This window comes from Pseudomonas sp. RW10S2 (genome assembly GCF_014268985.1).
GTDB lineage: Bacteria > Pseudomonadota > Gammaproteobacteria > Pseudomonadales > Pseudomonadaceae > Aquipseudomonas > Aquipseudomonas wayambapalatensis.
Genome location: NZ_JABWRO010000004.1, coordinates 1 through 24175 on the forward strand (window position 1 = coordinate 1; position 24175 = coordinate 24175).

A 24175-nucleotide genomic window follows, 5' to 3' on the forward strand; every position below is an offset into this window, starting at 1 on the left:
GGAGTTCGGGCGGCGCTTCCTGCGCCGCAGCCTGAAACCGATGACGGTCTCAAGCATAGCTTCAGCGGATGGTCAGTGCCTCGAGCTTGCCGCTGTTGCCATAGACATAAATGGTGTCGCCGACCACCAGGGGGCGGGCGCGCAGGCCATCGCTGTCGATACGCTCACGGCCGACGAAGCGACCATCGACCTGGCTGAGCAGGTGCAGGTAACCCTCGAAGTCACCTACCGCGACATAGCTGGAAAACACTTCCGGCGCCGACAGTTGGCGACGGGCCATGGAGTCGTTGGTCCACAGCGCCGAAGACGAACGCTCATCGATGCTCTCGACAGTGCCCGAAGCCTCGCTCACGTAGACGTTGCCAAAGCCCTGGGCGACACCCACATAGCTGGAGGCATCGCGCTGCCACAGCACGCGACCGCTTTCCAGGTCCAGGCCCGCGACGCGACCCTGGTAGCTGGTGACGTAAAGGGTACCACCGGACAGCAGCAAGCCACCGTCGATGTCCACTACACGGTCCAGCTCGGAACGGCCCTGCGGAACGGCCACGCGGGCCTCCCACACCGGCACGCCGTTCTGCGTGTCGACCGCGATCACCTTGCCGGTGGACAGACCAGCCACCGCCAGGCGGTTGGTCACGATCGGCGCGCCGGTACCACGCAGCGTGAGCACTGCTGGCGAACTCTCGTAGATCCAGCGGCGATCACCGGTGTTGAAGTCCAGGCCGATCAGACGGTCGTCCTGGGTCTGCACCACCACCACGTCACCGTTGGTCGCTGGCGGAGCCAGCACTTCGCTAGTGACGCGCGAGCGCCAGCGCTCTTCACCGGTGCTGGAGTCCAGTGCGATGACTTCACCCTTGAGGGTGCCCATCATCACCAGGCCGTAACCCACGCCGACAGCGCCGGAAACCGGTACGTCCAGGTCCTTCTTCCACACCACGTCACCGTTGCTGCGGTTCAGCGCGAAGACCTTGCCGTTGACATCGGCAGCGTAGATGCGGTCGTTCTCGATGGCCGGCACCAGGGTGTTGTACTTGTCACCCTGGCCGTCACCGATCGAACGGCTCCACTGTTTCTTGAGCACCACCTCTTCGGTGAACTTGGTCAGTTCGGCCGGGGGCAGTTCCTTCTTGCTGTTGCTGCTGCAACCCGCGGCCAGCACGGCCAGGGCGAGCACTGCTGCTTGTTTCCAACCGGTCACTTCACGCGTCCCCTTTGGCCAGGTCATCCAGCTTCAGTTGCAGGCCACCGATCGCGGCGTCGTCGGACAGCGCGGCCTTGGCTTTTTCATACGCACCGTGGGCATCGTCGGCACGGCCCAACTGGACCAGCAAGTCACCCTTGAGCTCCTCACGACTGGCCAGGAACGCCTTGTCGGCGTCACCGTCGAGCAGCTTGAGGGCCTCCTCGGCCTTGTCCTGGGCAGCGAGCACACGGGCCAGACGCTGGCGCGCGATCTCGCCGAGGGTGGCATCGGCCGGCTTGTCCATCACGCTCTTGAGCTCGGCGGCGGCGTCGTCCAGCTTGCCGCTGTCGACCGCGACCTTGGCCACGAACAGGCTGCCGTACTGGGCATAGGCCGAACCGCCAAATTCGCTCTTGAGCTTGCCGGACAGCTCGGCGACCTTGGTCGCATCCGGCTTGCCGTCAGGCGTCAGGGTAGTTTCCAGCAACGCCTGGTACAGCGCCGAAGCGCCTTGCGACTGGTTGCTCTGGTACTTGTGCCAGGCCTGCCAGCCCATCACCACCGCAGCGGCGAGCAGGGCACCGGTCAGCAGCGGCTTGCCGTTGCGGTTCCACCAGTCCTTGGCTGCGGCCAGGCCATCATCATCGGTACTCGACACCCCAATACTCCTTTTCAGCAATTCGGCTGTTTGACCGCTTCACGCCTGCGCGAGAGCAGCTTGCAGGTGCTCGGCCAGAGCATCCCAGGCAATGTTCTGTTGTTCGCCCTGGCCACGCAGGGGCTTGAAACCTACCACTTGTTGCGCCAGTTCGTCGTCCCCCAGGATCAGGGCAAACAGCGCCCCGCTCTTGTCGGCCTTCTTGAACTGGTTCTTGAAGTTGCCGCCACCGGCGTTGACCGCCAGGCGCAGGCCCGGCAGACGATCGCGCAGTTGCTCGCTGATCTTCAGGCCCGCCAGCTCCGCCTGCTCGCCGAAGGCGCACAGGTAGACATCCAGCGTACGGCTGATCGACTCGGGCACCTGGCCCAGCGTCTCGATCAGCAGCAGCAGTCGCTCGATACCCATGGCGAAGCCCACGCCAGCCGTCGGCTTGCCGCCCATCTGCTCGACCAGGCCATCGTAGCGGCCACCAGCACAGACAGTGCCCTGGGCACCGAGCTTGTCGGTGACCCACTCGAACACGGTCTTGCTGTAGTAGTCCAGGCCACGCACCAGCTTGGTGTTGATCACGAACGGGATACCGGCAGCGTCGAGGCGGGCCTTCACGCCCTCGAAGTGCACGCGGGACTCTTCGTCCAGGTACTCTTCGAGCTTCGGTGCGCCCACCAGAGCGGCCTGGGTGCCTTCGTTCTTGCTGTCGAGGATGCGCAGCGGGTTGCTCTTCAGGCGACGCTTGCTGTCGTCGTCCAGTTGATCGATACGCTCGCTGAGGAACTCGACCAGCGCGTCGCGATAGCGCGCACGGGCTTCGCTAGTGCCCAGGCTGTTGAGTTCGAGTGTGACCGCGTCCTGGATACCCAGGCGCGCCCAGAGGCGCCAGGTGAGCAGGATCAGCTCGGCGTCGATGTCCGGACCGGCCAGGTTGAACACCTCGACGCCGATCTGGTGGAACTGGCGATAACGCCCCAGTTGTGGGCGTTCGTGGCGGAACATCGGGCCGACATACCAGAGCTTCTGTACCTGGCCATTGCCGATGATGCCGTGCTCGAGCACCGCACGCACACACGCGGCAGTGCCTTCCGGGCGCAAGGTCAGCGAGTCCTTGTTGTCCTGGAAGGTGTACATCTCTTTTTCGACGATATCGGTGACTTCACCGATCGAGCGCTTGAACAGCTCGGTGAACTCGACGATCGGCGTGCGGATCTGGCTGTAGCCGTAGCCGTCCAACAGGCCGGCCACGGTGCCTTCGAAGTAGCGCCACAGGGGCGACTGCTCGGGCAGGATGTCGTTCATGCCACGGATGGCTTGCAGCGATTTGCTCACGAAAAGTCCTTACGAATCTGTGTATCAGCCGCGGGCGATCAGCGCCGCGTCGGCCTCGACCTTCTCGGCCGCTTTCTGGCGGATGAGCTTTTCCAGCTCATCGACCAGGTTGTCATTGGTCAGCTTCTGCGCCGGCTTGCCATCGATGTACACCAGGTTGGGGGTACCACCGGTCAGGCCGACGTGGGATTCCTTGGCTTCGCCCGGGCCGTTGACCACGCAGCCGATCACCGCGACGTCCAGCGGCACCAGCAGGTCTTCCAGACGCCCTTCCAGCTCGTTCATGGTCTTGACCACATCGAAGTTCTGCCGCGAACAGCTCGGGCAGGCGATGAAGTTGATGCCACGGGAACGCAGGTGCAGCGACTTGAGAATGTCGTAGCCGACTTTCACTTCCTCGACCGGATCGGCAGCGAGGGAGATGCGAATGGTATCGCCAATGCCTTCGGCAAGCAGCATACCGAGGCCGACAGCGGATTTCACCGTCCCCGAACGCAGGCCACCGGCTTCGGTGATGCCCAGGTGCAGCGGCTGCACGATCTGCCTGGCCAGCAGGCGGTAGGCTTCGACGGCCATGAACACGTCGGAGGCCTTGACGCTGACCTTGAAGTCCTGGAAGTCGAGGCGGTCAAGGTGCTCGACATGGCGCAGCGCCGACTCCACCAGCGCTGCCGGGGTCGGCTCGCCGTACTTCTTCTGCAGGTCCTTTTCCAGCGAACCCGCGTTGACGCCGATACGAATCGGGATACCACGGTCGCGAGCGGCATCGACCACCGCGCGCACACGGTCTTCGCGACCGATGTTGCCCGGGTTGATGCGCAGGCAGTCAACACCAAGCTCGGCGACGCGCAGGGCGATCTTGTAGTCGAAATGGATGTCGGCGACCAATGGCACGCTGACCAATTGCTTGATCTTGCCGAAGGCTTCGGCCGCGTCCATGTCCGGCACCGAGACGCGGACGATGTCGACGCCAGCATCGACCAGGCGCTGGATCTGCCCAACGGTGGCGGCGACATCATTGGTGTCGGTGTTGGTCATGCTCTGTACCGCGATGGGTGCATCACCACCCACCGGCACATTGCCGACCCAGATTTTGCGGGATTCGCGACGTTTGATCGGAGATTCGCCGTGCATGACTTACTGTCCCAACTTCAGGCGAGCGGTCTCGCCACTGGTGAACGGGGCGACATCGACGGCCTGACCGTTGTAGCTGACCTGAGCGCCGCGGGCAAAGCCCAGGCGGACCGCGAACGGCGGCTTGCCGGTCAGTTCCAGGCTGTCACCCTTGCGCTTGATCGCGCTGAACAGCACCTTGCCGTTGCCATCGGTGACCTGGGTCCAGCAATCGGCGGTGAATTGAATGGCGATCTTCCCATCGCCCGCAGCAACCACGGCAGGCTCGCTGGCAACTGGCGCAGTCGGTACGGCGTGGGTGGCCGGTGCGGTTGGTGCGGGCGCGGTGGCGGGCGCGTGCGTCTGGGCAGGAGCCTGGGCAACCGGAGCGGCTGGAGCGGCGGCGGATGCTGCGGTGCCCGGGGTGCCCTGTTCAGCAGCCTCGGCGGCAGCTTCGGTCGTAGCCTGCTCAAGCGGCAGTGGCGCGCTCTCTGGCTGCTGGCCCGCAGTCACGGCCTGATCTTCCGGCTCATCGAGCGGGTGGATCTGCGTGGTGCCGTCGGCGCTTTCGACCTCGACATGCTCCAGGGCGATCTTGGCCAGGTCCTTGCCACGCAGGCTGCTCTGGTCCTGCCACCAGAAGAACCCGCCACCGACCACGGCCACCAGCAGCAACAGGCTGACGACACGCAGAATATTGTGCGAAAGGCGCACTGGCTCCTCGATACGACCAAGGGCATGTACTTCGCTGCCCTTGGCGTGAGTCCCGGTGATCTGGTCGAAAGCCTCGACGAGCGGCGCCTGGTCCATGTCCATGAGCTTGGCGTAAGCACGGATATAGCCGCGCGCGAAGGTGTGTCCGGGAAGCTTGTCGAAGGCGCCGGTTTCCAGGTTGTTCAGCGAAGTGACCGTGAGATTCAGCTTACGGGCGACCTCGGCCTGCGACCAGTTCCGGTTCTCGCGGGCCTGGCGCAAGATATCACCTGGATTCTGCTGAATCGCTGCTGCTGCTTCGGGGTGCGCGGCTTTCATCGTTGCTCCGACAGGTATTGCTGATATTCCGGCGTACCGGGATAAAGTCGTTGTAATTTCTGGCCCAGCTCGGCTGCGGTGCCGTGCTCTTCGAAGACTCGGGCGAGGCGGCTGCCCAACAGCAGGCTGCGAGCGTCGTGATCGCCATGCTGGCTGAAGCGCTCGAAATAGTCCCGGGCCGGCACATAATGCCTGTTTTCGTAGGACAACTCAGCCATTTCCAGCAGCGCTCGTGGTTGCCGCTGATCGAGCTGCAGGGCCTTGTCCAGGTATTCGTGAGCCTGCTCGCGACGCCCTTGCCTGAGGGCGGTCAGGCCAAGGTTCTCGTATACCCGGGAACGTTCAGGATACAGGGTATCGGCAGCAGCTTGGCGAAACATCTGTTCTGCTTGGCGAAAATGCCCCTGAGCATATAGGAAACTGCCGAAGTTGTTGCGAATCCGCGTGTCATTCGGGCGTTGCGACAAGGCTTCGCGGAAATGGCCATCGGCCAGATCGGGCTCGCCCTGGGCCTGGAAGACCAGGGCCAGGGCGGCGTGTGCATCGGCATCGTGGCTGTTCAACGCAAGCGCCCTGGCCAGCGGGGCCTTGGCTTGCTCAGTCATGCCTTGTTGCAAATACCCCAGCCCCAACTGCACATAGGCACGCCCTGCCTCCGCCCTGCCCTGTCGGCTGGACAGCGGATCACCTGCACCGCCGGACACGCAGCCGGCCAGCAGCAAAAGCGACAGCATCGACAGCGCGGCGCGCAGGGTCATCGGCGGCTTCCGTCAGTGGCGCGCAGCGCTGTCTTGCAGCTCGCTGCCATCGGCGTTGATCTGGCGCACGGCGATGTAGCGCTCGCTGCGGCGAGTGCGGTCCATGACCTGCCCCACCAGCTGACCACAGGCCGCGTCGATATCTTCGCCGCGGGTGGTGCGGGTGGTGACGTTGAAGCCGCCGTGGTGCAGCAGATCCTGGAAGCGACGGATCGCATTGTTGCTGGGACGCTCGTAACCGGAGTGCGGGAACGGGTTGAACGGAATCAGGTTGATCTTGCACGGCACGTCACGCAGCAACTCGATCATCTGCGCGGCATGCTCAGGCTGATCGTTGACGTCCTTGAGCAGGGTGTACTCGATGGTGAGCACCCGCTTGCCGCCGAGCGTGGACATATAGCCCATGCAGGACTCGAGCAGCATCTTGAGCGGGTACTTCTTGTTGATCGGGACCAACTGGTTGCGCAGCGCGTCGTTGGGCGCATGCAGCGACAGCGCCAGCGACACGTCGATGTGCTTGGCCAACTCATTGATCATCGGCACGACACCCGAAGTGGACAGGGTGACGCGACGCTTGGAGATGCCATAGCCCAGATCGTCCATCATGATCTTCATCGCGGCGATGACATTGTCGAAGTTCAGCAAGGGCTCGCCCATGCCCATCATGACCACGTTGGTGATAGCGCGGTCGATCTTGGCCGGGACGGTCCCGAAGGATTTGTTGGCAAGCCACACCTGGCCAATCACTTCGGCGGCGGTGAGGTTGCTGTTGAAGCCTTGCTTGCCGGTGGAGCAGAAACTGCAGTCCAGGGCACAGCCGGCTTGCGACGAAACGCAGAGGGTACCTCGGTCGTCGGTGGGAATGTAGACGGTCTCGACGCAGCTGCCGGAGGCAACGCGGACTACCCATTTACGGGTACCGTCGGCGGAAATGTCCTCGCTGACCACTTCCGGGGGGCGAATCTCGGCAACGGCCTCGAGCTTCTCGCGCAAGACCTTGCCGACGTTGGTCATGTCCGCAAAGTCGGACACGCCAAAATGGTGAATCCATTTCATCACCTGACCGGCACGGAAGCGCTTCTCCCCGATCGAGTCGAAGAACTGTTCCATTTCCGGCAGGGTCAGCCCCAACAGGTTGATTTTGCCAGTAGATGTCGTCATGGATTCACCCTCACTCGTAAGCTTTCGCTTAGCGAGTGGTTACCTCGGTAGCAGCGAAGAAGTAAGCGATTTCGCGAGCTGCAGCGGCTTCGGAGTCCGAACCGTGAACGGCGTTGGCGTCGATCGACTCGGCGAAGTCGGCACGGATGGTGCCTGGAGCGGCTTCTTTAGGGTTGGTGGCGCCCATCAGCTCACGGTTCAGAGCGATGGCGTTCTCGCCTTCCAGCACCTGAACGACGACCGGACCGGAAGTCATGAAGGCAACCAGATCACCGAAGAAGCCACGAGCGCTGTGCTCGGCGTAGAAGCCTTCGGCTTCGGCCTTGGACAGCTGCTTGATTTTCGAAGCGACGATTTTCAGGCCGGCTTCTTCGAAGCGAGTGGTGATCTTGCCGATGACGTTCTTGGCAACTGCGTCAGGCTTGATGATGGAGAAAGTACGTTGAACAGCCATGGAAAACTCCAGAATTTGAGTGTTGCGAAAAATTAAACCCGCGAATTATACGCGGGTTCCAGGGGATTGCCTAACCTGCAGAGACGCTCAGTCGGCTTCTTCGATCCAGGCCGCCTGGATGGCCTCGAGCACTTTCTCACCGCCGCGTGACGGATCGTCGCTGAACTCTGGCAAAGCCAGCACCCAACGGTGCAGATCGACGAAATTCACATATTTAGGATCGACGTCTGGCTTGCTTTCCGCAAGCTGGATGGCGATCTCAAGTACATCAATCCATTTCAGGCTCATGCTGAAAACCTCAGTGCGGCGCTTCGGCAGCGTGGTTGAGCGAGTATTTCGGAATCTCGATGGTGAGGTCTTCATCACCCACGATCACCTGGCACGCCAGGCGAGACTGCGCTTCCAGGCCCCAGGCCTTGTCCAGCATGTCTTCTTCCAGCTCGTCGGCTTCTTCCAGCGAGTCGAAACCTTCACGCACGATGCAGTGGCAGGTGGTGCAGGCACACACGCCGCCGCACGCGCTTTCCATCTCGATATGGTGTTCGTGGGCCAGCTCCAGAATGTTGGTGCCTGGCTCCACTTCGACCACCAGCCCATCCGGGCAGAACTTCTCATGCGGCAGGAAAATCACCTGGGGCATCGGTTACTCCTCGATCTCATTCAGGTTGCGCCCGGCCAGTGCGGCTTTGACCGTCGAATCAAGGCGACGGGCGGCAAAGGCATCGGTCACCTGCGACAGACGCTTGGTCTGTTGCTCGATGGCCGCGCCATCGGTGCCGGTGAGCAAATCACGCAATTCTTGCATCTGGAAGGCAATGGCCTCGCGCTCGTCAGCGCTGAGCAGACGCTCGCCGTCGGCATCCAGGGCGCCCTGCACCGCTTCGAGCAAGCGCTCGGCATCGACCTGGTGCTCGCGCAACTGGCGCGCCTGCTTGTCGGAGCCTGCGTGCTCGAAGGAGTCCTTGAGCATACGGGCGATCTCGCCATCGGTCAGGCCGTAGGACGGCTTGACCTGAATGCTCGACTCCACGCCCGAGCCCAGCTCGCGGGCCGCGACGCTGAGCAGACCGTCGGCATCGACCTGGAAGGTCACGCGGATCTTCGCTGCACCGGCCACCATCGCCGGGATGCCACGCAGCTCGAAGCGGGCCAGCGAACGACAGTCGCTGATCAGCTCGCGCTCGCCCTGCAGGACGTGAATCATCATGGCCGACTGGCCATCCTTGTAGGTGGTGAACTCCTGGGCACGAGCCACGGGAATCGTGGTGTTGCGCGGAATCACCTTTTCCATCAGCCCGCCCATGGTCTCAAGACCCAGCGACAGCGGGATGACGTCCAGAAGTAACAATTCGCCACCTTCGCGGCGATTACCGGCCAGGGTGTCGGCCTGGATCGCGGCGCCAATGGCCACGACCTGGTCAGGATCGATCGAGGTCAGCGGAGTGCGGCCGAACAGCGTGCCAACGGCTTCGCGTACACGCGGCACGCGGGTCGAGCCACCGACCATCACCACGGCACCGACCTCTTCCAGCTCGACACCGCTGTCGCGCACGGCGCGGCGGCAGGCCTTGAGGCTGCGGGCGATCAGTGGCTCGATCATGGCTTCGAAGGCGGCACGGCTGAGCTCACCCTGCCAGGCGCCGTGGGCGACGCTGACGGTGTCGGCATCGGTCAAGGCTTCCTTGGCGGCACAGGCCGTCTGCAGCAGTTGGCGCTGGGTAGCCGGGTCGAGATCGGCGGACAGACCGGCCTGCTCGATGATCCAGCCAGCGATGGCGTGATCGAAGTCATCGCCACCCAGGGCAGTGTCCCCCCCCGTGGCCAGCACTTCGAAGACGCCCGCGGTCAGGCGCAGGATCGAGATATCGAAGGTGCCGCCCCCCAGGTCGAAGATCGCCACCACGCCTTCAGCGTTCTGGTCCAGGCCATAGGCCACGGCGGCAGCGGTCGGCTCGTTGAGCAGGCGCAGCACGCTCAGGCCGGCCAGGCGCGCCGCGTCCTTGGTGGCCTGGCGTTGGGCGTCGTCGAAATAGGCCGGCACGGTGATGACCGCACCCACCAGCTCGCCACCGAGGGTTTGCTCGGCGCGCAGGCGCAGGACCTTGAGAATGTCGGCCGACACCTCCACCGGGCTTTTCGGCCCCTGGACAGTGTCGATGAATGGCATGTGCGATTCACCGCCAACGAAGCGGTAAGGCAGTTGCTCGCCCAGTTGCTTGACGTCCGCAAGACCGCGACCCATCAGGCGCTTGACCGAAAGCACGGTGTTCAGCGGGTCGCTGGAGGCTGCGTCACGAGCTTCCTGGCCGACGTCGCAGTGCCCTGGCAAATAGCGCACGGCGGACGGCAGGATGACATTGCCCTGGGCGTCGGGCAGGGGCTCGCTGCGACCGCTGCGCACTGCAGCGACGAGAGAGTTGGTGGTACCCAGGTCGATACCCACCGCCAGGCGACGCTGGTGCGGCTGGGGGCTCTGACCGGGTTCGGCGATCTGCAGTAGGGCCATGCTTATCTGAATACCTTAGGCGTCATCACGGGCAACGCCGGGGTTAATCGTCGAGGCGCTCTTCGAGTTGGCGCACTTCTTGGGCGAGCTTGTCGAGGAACTGCATGCGGCGCATCAGGCGCTCGGCCTTGTCGCGCTCGGCAGCTTGATCCCAGCAGGCGGCGAAATCCTCATTGAGCGTGTCCTGGGCGACCTTCAGGCGCTTCTTGAACACGGCAACACCGTCGAGGTCGGCTTCGTCCTGCAGCTCTTCGAGTTCTTCACGCCACTGCATCTGCTGCAGCAGGAAGTCGGGGTCGTGGACCGTGACTTCCTGGGGCACTTCGTGGCCGCTGACGGCCAGCAGGTAACGCGCACGACGCGGCGCGCTGCGCAGCGTCTGGTAGGCGTCGTTGAGTGCTGCGGACTTTTCCAGGGCAACACGCTGCTCACGCTCGGAGGCGTCGGCAAAGCGGTCTGGATGGACCTCGCGGGCCAGCTCACGATAACGGGTGGCCAGCTTGTCGAGGTCCAGGCGAAAGCCCGGCTGCAGGTCGAACAGGGCGAAATGGCAAGGAGTACCCACGTCAAGCCTCAGACATTGAAGCTTTCGCCGCAGCCACACTCACCGCGCACGTTGGGGTTGTTGAACTTGAAGCCTTCGTTCAACCCTTCCTTGACGAAATCCAGCTCGGTGCCATCGAGATACACCAGGCTTTTCGGGTCGATGATGACCTTCACGCCATGGTTCTCGAACACTTGGTCCTCGTCGGCCAGCTCGTCGACGAACTCCAGCACGTAGGCCAGGCCCGAGCAGCCGGTGGTGCGCACGCCCAGGCGGATGCCTTCACCCTTGCCGCGCCCGTCGAGGGAGCGGCGAATGTGGTTGGCGGCGGCTTCTGTCATGCTGATAGCCATCGGAACTCCTTACCTCGCGGCGACTTAGATCAAGCCTTTCTTCTGCTTGTAATCGCGAACGGCTGCCTTGATGGCATCTTCGGCGAGTACCGAGCAGTGGATCTTGACCGGCGGCAACGCCAGTTCTTCGGCCAGCTGGGTGTTCTTGATGGTTTCGGCTTCGTCCAGGGTCTTGCCCTTCATCCACTCGGTGGCCAGGGAGCTGGAGGCGATGGCCGAACCGCAGCCGTAGGTCTTGAACTTGGCATCTTCGATGATGCCTTGCTCGTTGACCTTGATCTGCAGACGCATCACGTCACCGCACGCCGGGGCGCCGACCATGCCGGTACCGACGTCCGGGTCTTCGGCGTCCATCTTGCCGACGTTGCGCGGGTTTTCGTAGTGGTCGATGACCTTTTCACTGTATGCCATGGTGCAATTCCTTCCTCATCAGGGAGCCGCTCTTGCTGGCGACTGCTTAGTGGGCGGCCCACTCGATCTTGGAGATGTCGACGCCGTCTTTGTACATGTCCCACAGCGGCGACAGTTCGCGCAGTTTGTTCACGGCCTTGCAGACTTCCTGCGCGGCGTAGTCAACTTCTTCCTCGGTGGTGAAGCGACCGAAGGAGAAGCGGATCGAGCTGTGCGCCAGCTCGTCGTTGCGGCCCAGGGCGCGCAGTACATAAGAAGGCTCGAGCGACGCGGAGGTGCAGGCCGAACCGGACGATACGGCGATGTCCTTGAGCGACATCAGCAGCGACTCGCCTTCGACGTAGTTGAAGCTCAGGTTCAGGTTGTGCGGAACGCGCTGGGTCTGGCTGCCGTTGACGTACAGCTCTTCAAGGTCGGAGACCTGCTTGAAGAAGCGATCGCTCAACGCCTTGATGCGCACGTTTTCAGCGGCCATTTCCTGCTTGGCGATGGCGAAGGCCTCGCCCATGCCCACGATCTGGTGGGTCGGCAGGGTGCCCGAACGCATGCCGCGCTCATGGCCACCGCCGTGAATGATGGCTTCCAGGCGCACACGCGGCTTGCGGCTGACGTACAGCGCACCGATGCCCTTCGGGCCGTAGACCTTGTGCGCCGAGAACGACATCAGGTCGACCTTGGTCTTCTGCACGTCGATTTCGACCTTGCCGGCCGACTGCGCGGCATCGACGTGGAACAGCACGCCGCGCGAGCGGGTCAGTTCACCGATGGCGGCGATATCGTTGATCGAGCCGACTTCGTTGTTCACGTGCATCAGCGAGACGAGGATGGTGTCGTCGCGCAGCACGGCCTCGACCATCGCCGGGGTGACGATGCCGTCTTCACCGGGTTCGAGGTAGGTGACTTCGAAACCTTCGCGCTCGAGCTGGCGAGCGGTGTCGAGGACCGCCTTGTGCTCGATCTTGGAGGTGATGATGTGCTTGCCCTTGGTCTGATAGAAGTGCGCGACACCCTTGAGCGCGAGGTTGTCGGACTCGGTGGCACCGCTGGTCCAGACGATTTCGCGCGGGTCGGCATTGATCAGCTCGGCGACCTGGCGGCGGCCATTCTCGACCGCCTCTTCAGCGCGCCAGCCGAACACGTGGGAACGCGAGGCCGGGTTACCGAAGTTTCCGTCGACCAGCAGGCAGTCGGCCATCTTCTGGGCGACGCGGGGATCGACCGGGGTGGTCGCGGAGTAATCGAGGTAGATCGGCAACTTCATTGAGTATCTCCTATCAGGCGTTGGCGTCGCTCGTCGCTGCATCAGTCGACGGCGGACGTCTCAATCTTGTCCAGCTGGGCAACGCGACCGGCGACTCGGCGCAGGTCCTGGCGCTGGGCGACTTCCTGCACCTCGCGGCGCATGACGAGGTCGGACAGGCTGATGCCGCTGAGGAATTCGTGGATCTGCTGGCTGAGGTCGCACCACAGGTGGTGGGTCAGGCAGGTATCACCGGCGTGGCAATCCCCGAGGCCTTGGCAGCGAGTGGCATCTACCGACTCGTTGACCGCGTCGATTACCTGCGCCACCTGGATGGTTTCCATGCCCCGCGACAGCTGGTAGCCGCCACCCGGACCGCGCACGCTGGAAACCAGGCTGCTGCGGCGCAGCTTGGCGAACAGCTGTTCCAGATAGGAGAGGGAGATGCCCTGGCGCTCGGAAATGTCGGCCAAGGATACCGGCCCATGCTGCGCGTGCAACGCCAGGTCGAGCATGGCGGTGACGGCGTAACGGCCTTTGGTAGTCAATCGCATGGCTATGGGTACCACGGGAGTTACAGGATGTGTGCGAGTATGCGATTCCCGAGCATTTAAGTCAACTATAAGACCTAGTGCTTTAGTCGGGCTTGCACGCGGGAAGCGGGCGCGATGATAGCAGACAAGGGGCGCGAGCACACGCCCCGTGTATCAGCCCGGCGTAATCAATGCGACGGAGTGTCGCTCTGCGCAGCCTGCTTGACCTCGGCGAAGTCCTCTTCCGGCAGGGCCGGCAAGGCCTTGGCACAGTAGTCACTGCCCAGGTTGGTCAGCGCCCCGCACATGCCCTCCAGGCGCTCGTCGACCGCCTGCAGGTGGTCGAGCATCTGGCCGATGGCGCGCGCCACCGGGTCGGGCATGTCGCCACTGACGCCGTAGGCATCGAAGCCGATCTTCTCGGCCATGGCCTTGCGCTTGGCCTCGACCTCGCTGTCTTCGGTCTTGACGATGATCCGCCCCGGGATCCCGACTGCCGTGGCACCGGCCGGCACGGCCTTGGTCACCACCGCATTGGAGCCGATCTTGGCCCCGGCGCCCACCGTGAACGGGCCGAGCACCTTGGCGCCCGCCCCCACCACTACGCCGTTTTCCAGGGTCGGGTGTCGCTTGCCCTTGTTCCAGCTGGTGCCGCCGAGGGTCACGCCCTGATAGAGCGTCACATCATCGCCGATCTCGGCGGTCTCGCCGATGACGATGCCCATGCCATGATCGATGAAGAAACGCCGGCCGATGGTGGCGCCGGGGTGGATCTCGATGCCGGTCATCCAGCGCCCGAAGTTCGACACCAGGCGCGCCAGCCACTTGAAGTCGCGCTTCCACAGCGCATTGCCCAGTCGATGCAGCCAGATGGCATGCATCCCGGGGTAGCAGGTCAGCACCTCAAAGGCATTGCGTGCCGCGGGGTCACGATGAAACACACTCTGGATATCTTCACGCAGACGCTCGAACATTGTTTCTAGTCCTTCCGCTTGTGCGCATCACCCCGGGCGACTTTCTGAGTCTCGGTGAGGATGCCGCGCAAAATGCTCATTTCCGAACGATTGACCGAGCTGCGCCCATACAACCGGCGCAGACGCGCCATCAGGTGCTTGGGCTTTTCAGGGTCGAGGAAGCTGATGTCCACCAGGGTCTTTTCCAGGTGTTCGTAGAACAGCTCCATTTCGTCCAGGGTGGCCAGCTCGTCGCTGGCATCGACCTTCTCGACCTTCGCCGGCGCACCTTGCGCCGCCAGCCATGCGGTGCGCACCTCGTAGGCGAGCACCTGGACTGCGGCAGCAAGATTCAGCGAGCTGAAGTCGGGGTTCGATGGAATGTGCACGTGGAAGTGACATCGCTGCAGTTCGTCATTGGTCAGGCCTGCATGTTCGCGACCGAACACCAGGGCGATCTCCTCGCCGGCGGCCGCACGCGCGACGCTCTGCACCCCGCATTCGCGCGGGTCGAGCATCGGCCACGGCATGCTGCGGTCACGGGCGCTGGTACCAATCGCCAGGCTGCAGCCAGCCAGCGCCTGCTCGAGCGTATCGACCACAACGGCACCGTCCAGCACATCGTCGGCGCCGGAGGCACGAGCGCTGGCGTCCGCAGCGGGGAAATCCAGTGGCTGAACCAGCACCAGGCGCGACAAGCCCATGTTTTTCATGGCACGAGCAGCGCCGCCGATGTTGCCGGGGTGGCTGGTATTGACCAGAACAACACGAATATTCTGCAGCAAGGTGTCGAGCTCACGGATGCCTATAAAGGGGGGAACGATCTTACCTAAGCGACGGGCGTAACGCCACGAATGCGAATGTCACCCTTCTGCCGGAACAGTTTTCTGATAGACTATGCGGCTTTCTTCTTTAACATCTCCAGGTGAAACGCCCATGCAGCCTATGCTGAATATCGCCCTGCGCGCCGCTCGCAGCGCCAGTGAACTGATTTTCCGCTCCATCGAACGCCTGGACAGCATCAAGGTCGACGAGAAAGAGGCCAAGGACTACGTCTCCGAGGTCGATCGCGCCGCCGAGCAGACCATCGTCAACGCCCTGCGCAAGGCTTACCCGAACCACTCGATCCAGGGTGAAGAGACTGGCCTGCACGCCGGCTCCGGCGAGGAAGGCAAGGACTACCTGTGGATCATCGATCCGCTGGACGGCACCACCAACTTCCTGCGTGGCGTTCCGCACTTCGCGGTCAGCATCGCCTGCAAATACCGCGGCCGTCTCGAGCACGCGGTCATCGTCGACCCGGTCCGCCAGGAAGAATTCACCGCCAGCCGCGGTCGTGGCGCCCAGCTCAACGGTCGTCGCCTGCGCGTCAGCTCGCGCACCAGCCTGGAAGGCGCCCTGCTGGGTACCGGCTTCCCGTTCCGCGACAACCAGATGGCTGACCTGGACAACTACCTCGGCATGTTCCGCGCCCTCACCGGCCAGACCGCCGGCATCCGCCGCGCCGGCTCCGCCGCCCTGGACCTGGCCTACGTTGCTGCAGGCCGCTTCGACGCCTTCTGGGAGTCGGGCCTGTCCGAGTGGGACATGGCTGCAGGCGTACTGCTGATCCAGGAAGCAGGCGGCCTGGTGAGCGACTTCAACGGTGGCCATGACTTCCTCGACAAAGGCCACATCGTTGCCGGCAACATCAAGTGCTTCAAGGCGGTGCTGACTGCGATCCAGCCGCACCTGCCAGAGAACCTGAAGCGCTGAGCCAAGGCTCCAGATGCAAAAAAAGCACCCCTCGGGGTGCTTTTTTATGCCTGTTTTCCACAACCCTGCCGACCCGCAATGGGGCCGGCACGCAGGTCACTGCCCTGGCTGTGCCTGGCTCAGTATCAGCTTGCCATTCTTGTCCAGCGGGATGGTCGAGCCCGGCTCGTGATCCATCTTCACCACACCCGCCTGATCACCGATGGTGTACTTCACGGTGTAACCCACCACCTTGTCGCTGACGTCGTTGACCGTGTTGCAGCGCGTTTGCGTGGTGGTGTAGGTATCACGCTCCTGCATGCCCTCCTGCACCTTGTTGCCGGCATAACCGCCACCGACCGCACCGGCCACCGTTGCGATCTTCTTGCCGGTGCCGCCACCGATCTGGTTACCCAGCAGCCCCCCGGCCAAGGCGCCCACCACGGTACCTGCGATCTGGTGCTGGTCCTGCACCGGACGCTGGCGCGTCACGGTCACGTCCTTGCACACTTCGCGCGGTGTCTTCACCTGTTGCTTGATCGGCTGTACGTCAGTGACCTGGGCATATTCCGGCCCTTTGTTCACCAAGCTGTAGGTCGCCACAGCACCTCCGGCTGTAACACCGACAGCACCCAAAACCGCACCCACCAGCATTGATTTGTTCACGTGGAATCTCCTGATCATACCCGCGGGACATTGCCCGCCTTCTCCATGCCTTGGAGCAAAAAAAAAGGCGCGAGTTCAACACTCGCGCCTCCCTTTACGCCAAACGGCGCAGGACAAGCCCTTACGGACGGTCGTCCACACCCTCGGCCTTGACCGGCGGGATCAGGTCTTCGCTGTTCAGGTTCAGCCAGATCAGCACCACGTTGGCGATGTAGATCGACGAATAGGTACCCGCCATGACACCGATGAACAGGGCCAGGGAGAAGCCGAACAGGTTGTCGCCACCGAAGAACAGCAGCGCAGCGATCGCCAGCAAGGTGGACACCGACGTGGCGATGGTACGCAGCAGGGTCTGGGTGGTCGAGACGTTGATGTTCTCGATCAGCGAGGCCTTGCGCATCACGCGGAAGTTCTCACGCACCCGGTCGAACACGACGATGGTGTCGTTGAGCGAGTAGCCGATGATCGCCAGCACCGCCGCCAGCACCGTCAGGTCGAAGGTGATCTGGAAGAACGAGAGGATGCCCACGGTCACGATCACGTCGTGAATCAGCGAGACGATCGCCCCCACCGCGAACTTCCACTGGAAGCGAAACGCCAGGTAGATCAGTACCCCGCCCAACGCCAGCAGCATGCCCAGGCCGCCCTGGTCACGCAGTTCTTCACCGACCTGCGGGCCGACGAACTCGACACGCTTGACGGTGGCCGGGTTGTCGCCGCCCACTTTCTGCAGCGCCTGGGCAACCTGATTGCCCAGTTGCGGGTCGTCGCCAGGCATGCGCACCAGCAGGTCGGTGGTGGCACCGAAGCTCTGCACGATGGCCTCGTGGAAGCCGGACTCGACCAGCTCGGCACGCACCGCCTTGAGGTCGGCCGGACGCTCGTAGGTCAGCTCGATGAGCGTACCGCCGGTGAAGTCCAGGCCGAAGTTCAAGCCCTTGTGCCACCAGCTGAACAGCGCCAGTACGGTCAACAGGACAGTGACGGCGAACGCAACGTTGCGCACGCCCATGAAGTTGATGGTTTTCATCGCAGCTCCCTCAAACCCACAGCTTCTTGATGTCACGCCCGCCACAGGTCAGGTTGACCATTGCGCGGGTCACCATGACGGCGGTGAACATCGAGGTGAAAATCCCGAGGGACATGGTGACCGCGAAGCCTTTGACCGGGCCAGTACCCATGGCGAACAGGATGCCGCCGACCAGCAGGCTGGTCAGGTTGGCGTCGATGATCGCGGTGTAGGCACGGTTGAAGCCTTCGTGGATGGCACGCTGCACCGACATGCCGTTTTTCAGCTCCTCGCGAATCCGCGAGAAGATCAGCACGTTGGCGTCGACCGCCATACCCATGGTCAACACGATACCGGCGATACCCGGCAGGGTCAGGGTCGCGCCCAGCAGCGACATCAGCGCCAGCAGCAGCACCATGTTGCCCGTCAGAGCGATGGTGGCGATCACGCCGAAGCCACGGTAGATGGCGATGATGAACAGCGAGACGAACAGCATGCCCCACAGCGACGCATCGACACCCTTGGTGATGTTGTCGGCACCCAGGCTCGGGCCGATGGTACGCTCTTCAGCGAAGTACATCGGCGCTGCCAGACCACCGGCACGCAGCAGCAGGGCCAGTTCCGACGACTCGCCCTGGCCGTTCAGGCCAGTGATGCGGAACTGGCTGCCCAGCGGCGACTGGATGGTCGCCAGGCTGATGATCTTCTTCTCTTCCTGGAAGCTCTGTACCGCCACTTCCTTCTCGACGCCGTCGACGGTCTGCTTGACGTAGCGGGTCACCGGCTTCTGCTCGATGAAGATCACCGCCATGCTGCGACCGACGTTGCTGCGCGTGGCGCGGCTCATCAACTCGCCGCCGTGGCCGTCCAGGCGGATGTTCACCTGCGGACGACCGTGCTCGTCGAAGCTCGCCTGGGCATCGGTGACCTGGTCACCGGTGATGATCAAGCCACGCTCGACCGCAGCCGAACGGTTGCCATCACGGAACTCGAAGACCTCGGTAGTCGCTTTCGAAGCACCTGGCTCAGCGCCGAAGCGGAACTCGAGGTTGGCGGTCTTGCCGAGAATACGCTTGGCTTCGGCCGTGTCCTGCACGCCGGGCAGCTCGACCACGATACGGTTGGCGCCCTGGCGCTGAACCAGCGGCTCGGCCACGCCCAGCTCGTTCACACGGTTGCGGACGGTGGTCAGGTTCTGCTTGATGGAGTATTCGCGGATTTCGGCGACCTTGGCCTGGGTCAGCGCCAGACGCAGCACGGAGAGCTCGTTGCGCTCGGTGGTGGTGATGTCGAAATCATTGAAATTCTTGCGGACCAGGGCACGCGCCTGTTCGCGGGTAGCATCGTCGGAGAAGCCCAGCATGATGCTGCCGTCCTGCTGGGGCAGGCTACGGTAGCGCACGCGCTCTTTGCGCAGCAGGGTCTTCACTTCGCCGTCGTAGACCTTCAGGCGGGCACTCATGGCCTTGTCCATGTCCACTTCCAGCAGGAAGTGCACACCACCGGAGAGGTCCAGGCCCAGCTTCATCGGGCTGGCACCCAGGTTGCGCAGCCACTGCGGGGTGGTCTGGGCCAGGTTCAGTGCGACGACGTAGTCGTCACCCAGGGTCTTGCGCACCACATCCTTGGCCGGCAGTTGGTCTTCCTGGTTGGTCAGGCGCACCAGCGCACTGCCCTTCTCGCCCAGGCTGCCACCCTTGACGGTGATACCGGCATCAACCAGCGCCTTGGTAGCGCGGTCGAGGTCGGCCTGGCTCACGTGCAGCGCGGAACTTGCACCGCTGATCTGCACCGCCGGGTCATCCGGGTAGAGGTTGGGAGCGGAATAAATAAAGCCGACCGCCAGTACCACCAGGATCAGCAGGTATTTCCACAGAGGGTATTTGTTCAGCATCACGCCGCCCGTTCAAGACGCGGGGCGCTTTGCGCGCCCCGACTGGAAAAAATGAAACCGGTAACTCAGATAGCCTTGAGCGTACCTTTTGGCAGGGTGGCCGCGATGGCACCCTTCTGGAACTTCAGCTCGACGTTGTCGGACACTTCCAGTACCACGAAATCGTCGGAAACTTTGACAATCTTGCCGGCGATACCGCCGTTGGTGACCACTTCATCACCCTTTTGCAGTGCGCTGAGCAGGTTTTTCTGCTCTTTGGCGCGCTTGGCCTGCGGGCGCCAGATCATCAGGTAGAAGATGACCAGGAAGCCGACCAGGAAGATCCACTCGAAGCCGGTACCAGCTGGGCCGGCGGCAGGGGCTGCAGCGTCCGCGTAAGCGGCGGGAATCAGAAAGCTCATGTAGCACTCCAGTTGCTGAATTTAGTTATGTGTGCGAACAGTCAGTCCAAAGGCGGAACGGGAAGTCCGCGCTTGGCATAGAAGGCGTCGACAAAGGCGGCCAATTTACCCTGTTGAATAGCCTCGCGTAAACCGGCCATCAAGCGCTGGTAATGGCGCAAGTTGTGGATGGTATTCAGCATGCTGCTCAACATTTCGCCGCACTTGTCCAGGTGATGCAAATAAGCGCGGGAGAAGTTGGTGCAGGTATAGCAGTCACAGGTCGGATCCAGCGGCGAATCATCGTGGCGATGGAACGCATTGCGGATCTTGATCACCCCTGTATCGACGAACAGATGGCCGTTGCGCGCGTTGCGCGTGGGCATCACGCAGTCGAACATGTCGACGCCGCGGCGCACACCCTCAACCAGATCTTCCGGTTTGCCTACCCCCATAAGGTAACGAGGTTTGTCAGCAGGCATTTGTGCCGGCAGGTAATCCAGCACCTTGATCATCTCGTGCTTGGGTTCACCCACCGACAGGCCGCCGATGGCCAAGCCGTCGAAGTCGATGTTGACCAGCGCTTCCAGCGAGCGCATGCGCAAGTCCTGGTACATGCCGCCCTGAACGATGCCGAACAGTGCCGCGGTGTTGTCGCCGTGGGCGTTCTTCGAGCGCTGGGCCCAGCGCAGCGACAGCTCCATGGAGGTGCGCGCCACGTCGTGCTCGGCCGGATATGGCGTGCACTCGTCGAAGATCATCACGATGTCCGAGCCCAGGTCACGCTGTACCTGCATCGACTCTTCGGGGCCCATGAACACCTTGGAGCCGTCTACCGGCGAGGCGAAGGTCACGCCCTCTTCCTTGATCTTGCGCATCGCACCCAGGCTGAACACCTGGAAGCCGCCGGAGTCGGTGAGAATCGGGCCTTTCCACTGCATGAAGTCGTGCAGGCCGTTGTGCTTCTTGATCACCTCGGTGCCCGGGCGCAGCCACAGGTGGAAGGTGTTGCCCAGGATGATCTCGGCGCCAATGGCCTCGATGTCCCGCGGCAGCATGCCCTTGACCGTGCCATAGGTGCCCACCGGCATGAACGCCGGGGTTTCCACGGTGCCACGGGGGAAGGTCAGCCGACCGCGACGGGCCTTGCCGTCGGTGGCCAGCAGTTCGAAGGACATTCGACAGGTGCGACTCATGCTTGATCCTCGGGGCCGCGCGGCGCCGGATTGCGGGTGATGAACATGGCATCACCGTAACTGAAGAAGCGGTATCCCTGCTCGACCGCCGCGGCGTACGCGGCCATGGTCTCGGGATACCCCGCAAAGGCCGAGACCAGCATCAGCAGCGTGGACTCGGGCAAATGGAAGTTGGTTACCAGGGCATCGACCACATGGAACGGCCGGCCGGGGTAGATGAAGATGTCGGTGTCGCCACTGAACGCCTTGAGCACGCCATCGCGCGCGGCGCTCTCCAGCGAACGCACGCTGGTGGTGCCGACCGCGACCACCCGCCCGCCACGGGCGCGGCAAGCCTCGATGGCATCGACCACCTCCTGGCTCACTTCGAGCCACTCTTTATGCATGTGGTGGTCTTCGATCTTGTCGACCCGCACCGGCTGGAAGGTGCCGGCGCCCACGTGCAGGGTGACGAAGGCACGCTCGACGCCCTTGGCGGCGATCTGCGCCAGCAGCGCCTCGTCGAAGTGCAGGCCCGCCGTGGGTGCAGCAACCGCACCGGCACGCTCGGCGTACACGGTCTGGTAGCGCTCACGGTCGGCGCCTTCATCCGGGCGGTCGATATACGGCGGCAGCGGCATGTGACCGACGCGATCGAGCAGTGGCAGCACCTCTTCGGTGAAGCGCAGCTCGAACAGCGTCTCATGGCGCGCGACCATCTCGGCCTCGCCACCGCCATCGATCAGCACCGTGGCGCCGACCTTCAGTGCCTTGCTGGCACGCACATGGGCCAGGACCCGATGGCTATCGAGCACGCGCTCGATCAGCACTTCCAGCTTGCCGCCGGAGGCTTTCTGACCGAACAGCCGCGCCGGAATCACCCGAGTGTTGTTGAACACCATCAGGTCGCCCGGGCGCAGGTACTCGAGCAAATCGGTGAAGCGCCGATGCGCCAGCTCCCCGCTCGGCCCGTCAAGGACCAGCAGACGGCTGCCATGGCGCTCGGCCAGAGGATGGCGGGCGATGAGGGAATCGGGGAGTTCGAAGGAAAAATCGGCGACGCGCATGATCGTGTTCGGCTTGGCAGGGCCGGGAAGTTTAGCCCAATGCATGAAAATTGACCATGAAAGCCGATTGACCGACTGCAGGAGCCTCTCTATACTGCGGCGCCACAAGCCCTGATGGCGGAATTGGTAGACGCGGCGGATTCAAAATCCGTTTTCGAAAGGAGTGGGAGTTCGAGTCTCCCTCGGGGCACCAAGATCCAGAAAAAACCGACCTTATGGTCGGTTTTTTTGTGGCCGGGATTCAGGGCCTGAAAGCGGTAAGCGTCAGCGGAAATCGCCCTCTTCTCATCTCGCCCTGGTCGTAGTGGGCATATCGGGGCGGCGAACCGCGACGAACACTGGCAATGCCGATGCCACCCAGACAGTCAGTGGCTTCGCGGGTAAACCCTTTAGTGATTTACGTGCCAACTCGGAAACTGTTTGTGGGCTGCCTAGACGGCAGTGAACGTGATTCATTGGATGGATCGGGCGACCGGACTTTTCTGAGCTGCCTACACGGCAGTGAACCTTGATAGAGCGCGCTCTGGCTCATGCCCGTGTGTTTCTGAGCTGCCTAAACGGCAGTGAACAGCTTGTCGGCACCGGCGGCGCCCGTGTCGTGTTTCTGAGCTGCCTACACGGCAGTGAACGAGGACACCTTCTATGATCGCCCTAGCCTACATTTTCTGAGCTGCCTACACGGCAGTGAACAAGGGCACGGCGGCGGCTGTCGCTTCCGTCAATTTCTGAGCTGCCGTGTAGGCAGCTCAGAAAGACGCCCAACAGGTGAATCCCTGCAACTGTCCGTTCACTGCCGCGTAGGCAGTTCAGGAAAGGAAAAAAAATATCGCCAGGCGGCGGTTGTCTGTTCACTGCCGTGCAGGCAGCTCAGAAACAAGCCCAGCCCCGCACTGGGCCGAGGCCGTAGTTCACTGCCGCGTAGGCAGCTCAACAAAATAGTCGTAGCGAAACTACTTCTGGTTACTCGCCGAGGATGGCACGAACTACACCGTGCTCGCGGCGTTTCGACAAGCCCGTGGCTGCAAGGAGTCGTATCGCAGCCTTTAACGTCGGCTCAGTGCCAAACGTGCAGCGAACAGTACAAAGACCATACCTGTTACTCGATCCATCCATTTGATGAGGTTTCCTTTGCGCAGGATGCCTGCAAAGGATTGTGTCGCACTGATCAACCCCACCGCCCAGATCAACCCCAGCAGCACATGAATGCCCACAAGCCCGAAGGTCCATGCAATCAATGGCTGGCCTTGCGGAATGAATTGCGGCAGGAACGACACGTAGAAAATCCCGACCTTGGGATTGAGCAGATTGCCCATCATGCCCTTGAGAAACCAGTTCGCTGCCGGTCTCCCCTCAGCCTCGGCAGGCGCCAGCGACTGGCGTGGGCGCAGGAGCATGTTCACGCCCAACCATGCCAGATAGGCAGCGCCACAGTACTTGAGGATGTCGTACGCCAGCTCGGAGACGGCGATCAATGCGCCAAGGCCGAAGGCGACCGCCGCGCCCCAAAGCAGGCAACCGGCGTTGATGCCCAGGGCCGCGCGCAGTCCCTGCTTGCGTCCTTCGACGGCGGAGGTTCTGAGGATCAGGGCGGTGTCGAGGCCGGGGGTTATCGTCAGCAGGGTAGCCGCGAGCGTGAAGGCAATCAGATTGTCGGCGATGGACATGGGGGCTCTACCTGACGGGAAGTTGCCCTAGATTAGCTTGGGCGCAGCTTTTTTCGTTGTGGATAAGTGGCTCGATTTTCAGTTTTTCCCCATTCCCTGTAGTCCGTTTCCCAAACATACTCTCGGCCGCCTAAAGCCGTTGCGGTGCCATGGGGCGCGTTCTAGTCTCGCCCGGTCGTTGCTCATCAACGACCGGCTATGACAGGCCGAATCAGCATTGCAACTCACACGGCTTCGCTTTTATGGCGGCTGTAGGTGGGGCACCTTCGGGTGCGCCGGGTTTCCTTGCTGACCGGTCTGTCAACCTGCTTACAGCTGCCACCCTCTTGTTTGACAGCAATGGTGGTGGTCCCTT

At 62.6% G+C, this 24175-nt stretch carries 26 protein-coding genes, 1 tRNA gene and 1 CRISPR repeat array; of the genes, 2 read left to right on the forward strand and 25 right to left on the reverse strand.

Features of this window, described 5'->3' with window-relative positions:
- Positions 1 to 61: 61 nt before the first annotated feature.
- From bamB to trmJ, 18 genes are all read right to left on the reverse strand, one after another.
- A complete protein-coding gene (gene bamB / locus HU729_RS01820) occupies positions 62 to 1204 on the reverse strand; it encodes an outer membrane protein assembly factor BamB (RefSeq protein ID WP_288377005.1) in 1143 nt (380 codons plus the stop codon).
- 1 nt (position 1205) lies between these two features.
- Positions 1206 to 1847: a tetratricopeptide repeat protein gene (locus tag HU729_RS01825; protein ID WP_054892558.1), complete on the reverse strand. Its 642-nt coding sequence runs from the start codon at positions 1845 to 1847 to the stop codon at positions 1206 to 1208.
- Between the two features lie 39 nt (positions 1848 to 1886).
- Positions 1887 to 3173 carry a histidine--tRNA ligase gene (hisS, locus tag HU729_RS01830; RefSeq protein WP_186668219.1) on the reverse strand — a complete coding sequence of 429 codons (1287 nt, stop codon included), beginning with the start codon at positions 3171 to 3173 and terminating at the stop codon, positions 1887 to 1889.
- A 24-nt stretch (positions 3174 to 3197) separates the two neighbouring features.
- The gene (gene ispG / locus HU729_RS01835; protein WP_054892556.1) at positions 3198 to 4307 is read right to left on the reverse strand and encodes a flavodoxin-dependent (E)-4-hydroxy-3-methylbut-2-enyl-diphosphate synthase; all 1110 of its coding nucleotides are present in this window, start codon (positions 4305 to 4307) and stop codon (positions 3198 to 3200) included.
- Between the two features lie 3 nt (positions 4308 to 4310).
- The gene (locus tag HU729_RS01840; protein ID WP_186708054.1) at positions 4311 to 5318 is read right to left on the reverse strand and encodes a RodZ family helix-turn-helix domain-containing protein; all 1008 of its coding nucleotides are present in this window, start codon (positions 5316 to 5318) and stop codon (positions 4311 to 4313) included.
- Positions 5315 to 6076 (reverse strand): type IV pilus biogenesis/stability protein PilW, encoded by a 762-nt coding sequence (pilW, locus tag HU729_RS01845; protein WP_186708056.1) that lies wholly within the window; start codon positions 6074 to 6076, stop codon positions 5315 to 5317. Before pilW ends, HU729_RS01840 begins: the two co-directional genes overlap by 4 nt.
- Positions 6077 to 6088: 12 nt before the next feature.
- Positions 6089 to 7237: a 23S rRNA (adenine(2503)-C(2))-methyltransferase RlmN gene (rlmN, locus tag HU729_RS01850; protein ID WP_054892553.1), complete on the reverse strand. Its 1149-nt coding sequence runs from the start codon at positions 7235 to 7237 to the stop codon at positions 6089 to 6091.
- A 28-nt stretch (positions 7238 to 7265) separates the two neighbouring features.
- The gene (ndk, locus tag HU729_RS01855) at positions 7266 to 7691 is read right to left on the reverse strand and encodes a nucleoside-diphosphate kinase (protein WP_011532343.1); all 426 of its coding nucleotides are present in this window, start codon (positions 7689 to 7691) and stop codon (positions 7266 to 7268) included.
- A gap of 87 nt (positions 7692 to 7778) precedes the next feature.
- Positions 7779 to 7979 carry a Fe-S cluster assembly protein IscX gene (gene iscX, locus HU729_RS01860; RefSeq protein ID WP_027920277.1) on the reverse strand — a complete coding sequence of 67 codons (201 nt, stop codon included), beginning with the start codon at positions 7977 to 7979 and terminating at the stop codon, positions 7779 to 7781.
- A gap of 10 nt (positions 7980 to 7989) precedes the next feature.
- A complete protein-coding gene (gene fdx, locus HU729_RS01865; RefSeq protein ID WP_134689986.1) occupies positions 7990 to 8331 on the reverse strand; it encodes an ISC system 2Fe-2S type ferredoxin in 342 nt (113 codons plus the stop codon).
- A gap of 3 nt (positions 8332 to 8334) precedes the next feature.
- Positions 8335 to 10197 (reverse strand): Fe-S protein assembly chaperone HscA, encoded by a 1863-nt coding sequence (gene hscA, locus HU729_RS01870; RefSeq protein WP_186708058.1) that lies wholly within the window; start codon positions 10195 to 10197, stop codon positions 8335 to 8337.
- A gap of 43 nt (positions 10198 to 10240) precedes the next feature.
- A complete protein-coding gene (hscB, locus tag HU729_RS01875; RefSeq protein WP_186668236.1) occupies positions 10241 to 10762 on the reverse strand; it encodes a co-chaperone HscB in 522 nt (173 codons plus the stop codon).
- Positions 10763 to 10770: 8 nt separating this feature from the next.
- Entirely contained in the window at positions 10771 to 11094 is a 324-nt protein-coding gene (gene iscA / locus HU729_RS01880; protein ID WP_003248536.1) for an iron-sulfur cluster assembly protein IscA, read from the reverse strand.
- 24 nt (positions 11095 to 11118) lie between these two features.
- Positions 11119 to 11505: a Fe-S cluster assembly scaffold IscU gene (gene iscU, locus HU729_RS01885; RefSeq protein ID WP_003443374.1), complete on the reverse strand. Its 387-nt coding sequence runs from the start codon at positions 11503 to 11505 to the stop codon at positions 11119 to 11121.
- 46 nt (positions 11506 to 11551) lie between these two features.
- Positions 11552 to 12766 carry an IscS subfamily cysteine desulfurase gene (locus HU729_RS01890; RefSeq protein ID WP_054925565.1) on the reverse strand — a complete coding sequence of 405 codons (1215 nt, stop codon included), beginning with the start codon at positions 12764 to 12766 and terminating at the stop codon, positions 11552 to 11554.
- A 41-nt stretch (positions 12767 to 12807) separates the two neighbouring features.
- Positions 12808 to 13299 (reverse strand): Fe-S cluster assembly transcriptional regulator IscR, encoded by a 492-nt coding sequence (gene iscR, locus HU729_RS01895; protein ID WP_054892549.1) that lies wholly within the window; start codon positions 13297 to 13299, stop codon positions 12808 to 12810.
- 167 nt (positions 13300 to 13466) lie between these two features.
- Positions 13467 to 14252 carry a serine O-acetyltransferase gene (gene cysE, locus HU729_RS01900; protein ID WP_054892548.1) on the reverse strand — a complete coding sequence of 262 codons (786 nt, stop codon included), beginning with the start codon at positions 14250 to 14252 and terminating at the stop codon, positions 13467 to 13469.
- A gap of 5 nt (positions 14253 to 14257) precedes the next feature.
- The gene (trmJ, locus tag HU729_RS01905) at positions 14258 to 15016 is read right to left on the reverse strand and encodes a tRNA (cytosine(32)/uridine(32)-2'-O)-methyltransferase TrmJ (protein WP_186668238.1); all 759 of its coding nucleotides are present in this window, start codon (positions 15014 to 15016) and stop codon (positions 14258 to 14260) included.
- A 151-nt stretch (positions 15017 to 15167) separates the two neighbouring features.
- Between trmJ and suhB the strand changes: the two genes are divergently transcribed.
- Positions 15168 to 15986, forward strand: coding sequence for an inositol-phosphate phosphatase (suhB, locus tag HU729_RS01910; RefSeq protein WP_186668239.1), 819 nt, complete (start codon positions 15168 to 15170; stop codon positions 15984 to 15986).
- A gap of 96 nt (positions 15987 to 16082) precedes the next feature.
- Here suhB and HU729_RS01915 read toward each other — a convergent pair whose 3' ends face one another.
- The 6 genes from HU729_RS01915 to queA all read right to left on the reverse strand — a co-directional run bounded on the left by HU729_RS01915 (position 16083) and on the right by queA (position 22156).
- On the reverse strand, positions 16083 to 16631 hold the full coding sequence (locus HU729_RS01915; protein ID WP_186668241.1) for a glycine zipper 2TM domain-containing protein: 549 nt from the start codon (positions 16629 to 16631) through the stop codon (positions 16083 to 16085).
- A 121-nt stretch (positions 16632 to 16752) separates the two neighbouring features.
- Positions 16753 to 17661 carry a protein translocase subunit SecF gene (gene secF, locus HU729_RS01920; RefSeq protein WP_186708060.1) on the reverse strand — a complete coding sequence of 303 codons (909 nt, stop codon included), beginning with the start codon at positions 17659 to 17661 and terminating at the stop codon, positions 16753 to 16755.
- Between the two features lie 10 nt (positions 17662 to 17671).
- Positions 17672 to 19534, reverse strand: a complete 1863-nt coding sequence (gene secD / locus HU729_RS01925; protein WP_186668245.1) for a protein translocase subunit SecD — start codon at positions 19532 to 19534, stop codon at positions 17672 to 17674.
- 65 nt (positions 19535 to 19599) lie between these two features.
- The gene (gene yajC, locus HU729_RS01930; RefSeq protein WP_186668247.1) at positions 19600 to 19935 is read right to left on the reverse strand and encodes a preprotein translocase subunit YajC; all 336 of its coding nucleotides are present in this window, start codon (positions 19933 to 19935) and stop codon (positions 19600 to 19602) included.
- A gap of 41 nt (positions 19936 to 19976) precedes the next feature.
- Complete coding sequence (gene tgt, locus HU729_RS01935) at positions 19977 to 21092, reverse strand: tRNA guanosine(34) transglycosylase Tgt (RefSeq protein ID WP_162144435.1); 1116 nt, start codon at positions 21090 to 21092, stop codon at positions 19977 to 19979.
- 14 nt (positions 21093 to 21106) lie between these two features.
- Positions 21107 to 22156: a tRNA preQ1(34) S-adenosylmethionine ribosyltransferase-isomerase QueA gene (queA, locus tag HU729_RS01940; RefSeq protein ID WP_186668249.1), complete on the reverse strand. Its 1050-nt coding sequence runs from the start codon at positions 22154 to 22156 to the stop codon at positions 21107 to 21109.
- 108 nt (positions 22157 to 22264) lie between these two features.
- Between queA and HU729_RS01945 the strand changes: the two genes are divergently transcribed.
- Positions 22265 to 22349: transfer RNA gene (locus tag HU729_RS01945), tRNA-Leu, on the forward strand.
- A gap of 226 nt (positions 22350 to 22575) precedes the next feature.
- Positions 22576 to 23086: direct repeats of the CRISPR family, unit length 28 nt; unit sequence TTTCTGAGCTGCCTACACGGCAGTGAAC.
- 113 nt (positions 23087 to 23199) lie between these two features.
- On the opposite strand, the gene HU729_RS01950 is transcribed toward HU729_RS01945, so the two are convergent.
- Complete coding sequence (locus tag HU729_RS01950; RefSeq protein WP_186668251.1) at positions 23200 to 23820, reverse strand: LysE family translocator; 621 nt, start codon at positions 23818 to 23820, stop codon at positions 23200 to 23202.
- Between the last annotated feature and the right edge of the window lie 355 nt (positions 23821 to 24175).

Coding starts and splice junctions, on each gene's coding strand:
- rlmN (WP_054892553.1), bottom strand. CDS start 7,237: ATGACGACATCTACTGGCAAAATCAACCTGTTGGGGCTGACCCTGCCG.
- HU729_RS01890 (WP_054925565.1), bottom strand. CDS start 12,766: ATGAAGTTGCCGATCTACCTCGATTACTCCGCGACCACCCCGGTCGAT.
- queA (WP_186668249.1), bottom strand. CDS start 22,156: ATGCGCGTCGCCGATTTTTCCTTCGAACTCCCCGATTCCCTCATCGCC.
- fdx (WP_134689986.1), bottom strand. CDS start 8,331: ATGCCCCAGGTGATTTTCCTGCCGCATGAGAAGTTCTGCCCGGATGGG.
- tgt (WP_162144435.1), bottom strand. CDS start 21,092: ATGTCCTTCGAACTGCTGGCCACCGACGGCAAGGCCCGTCGCGGTCGG.
- cysE (WP_054892548.1), bottom strand. CDS start 14,252: ATGTTCGAGCGTCTGCGTGAAGATATCCAGAGTGTGTTTCATCGTGAC.
- ispG (WP_054892556.1), bottom strand. CDS start 4,307: ATGCACGGCGAATCTCCGATCAAACGTCGCGAATCCCGCAAAATCTGG.
- HU729_RS01950 (WP_186668251.1), bottom strand. CDS start 23,820: ATGTCCATCGCCGACAATCTGATTGCCTTCACGCTCGCGGCTACCCTG.
- secF (WP_186708060.1), bottom strand. CDS start 17,661: ATGAAAACCATCAACTTCATGGGCGTGCGCAACGTTGCGTTCGCCGTC.
- iscX (WP_027920277.1), bottom strand. CDS start 7,979: ATGAGCCTGAAATGGATTGATGTACTTGAGATCGCCATCCAGCTTGCG.
- HU729_RS01840 (WP_186708054.1), bottom strand. CDS start 5,318: ATGAAAGCCGCGCACCCCGAAGCAGCAGCAGCGATTCAGCAGAATCCA.
- iscR (WP_054892549.1), bottom strand. CDS start 13,299: ATGCGATTGACTACCAAAGGCCGTTACGCCGTCACCGCCATGCTCGAC.
- secD (WP_186668245.1), bottom strand. CDS start 19,534: ATGCTGAACAAATACCCTCTGTGGAAATACCTGCTGATCCTGGTGGTA.
- hscA (WP_186708058.1), bottom strand. CDS start 10,197: ATGGCCCTACTGCAGATCGCCGAACCCGGTCAGAGCCCCCAGCCGCAC.
- yajC (WP_186668247.1), bottom strand. CDS start 19,935: ATGAGCTTTCTGATTCCCGCCGCTTACGCGGACGCTGCAGCCCCTGCC.
- ndk (WP_011532343.1), bottom strand. CDS start 7,691: ATGGCTGTTCAACGTACTTTCTCCATCATCAAGCCTGACGCAGTTGCC.
- pilW (WP_186708056.1), bottom strand. CDS start 6,076: ATGACCCTGCGCGCCGCGCTGTCGATGCTGTCGCTTTTGCTGCTGGCC.
- suhB (WP_186668239.1), top strand. CDS start 15,168: ATGCAGCCTATGCTGAATATCGCCCTGCGCGCCGCTCGCAGCGCCAGT.
- iscU (WP_003443374.1), bottom strand. CDS start 11,505: ATGGCATACAGTGAAAAGGTCATCGACCACTACGAAAACCCGCGCAAC.
- iscA (WP_003248536.1), bottom strand. CDS start 11,094: ATGGCTATCAGCATGACAGAAGCCGCCGCCAACCACATTCGCCGCTCC.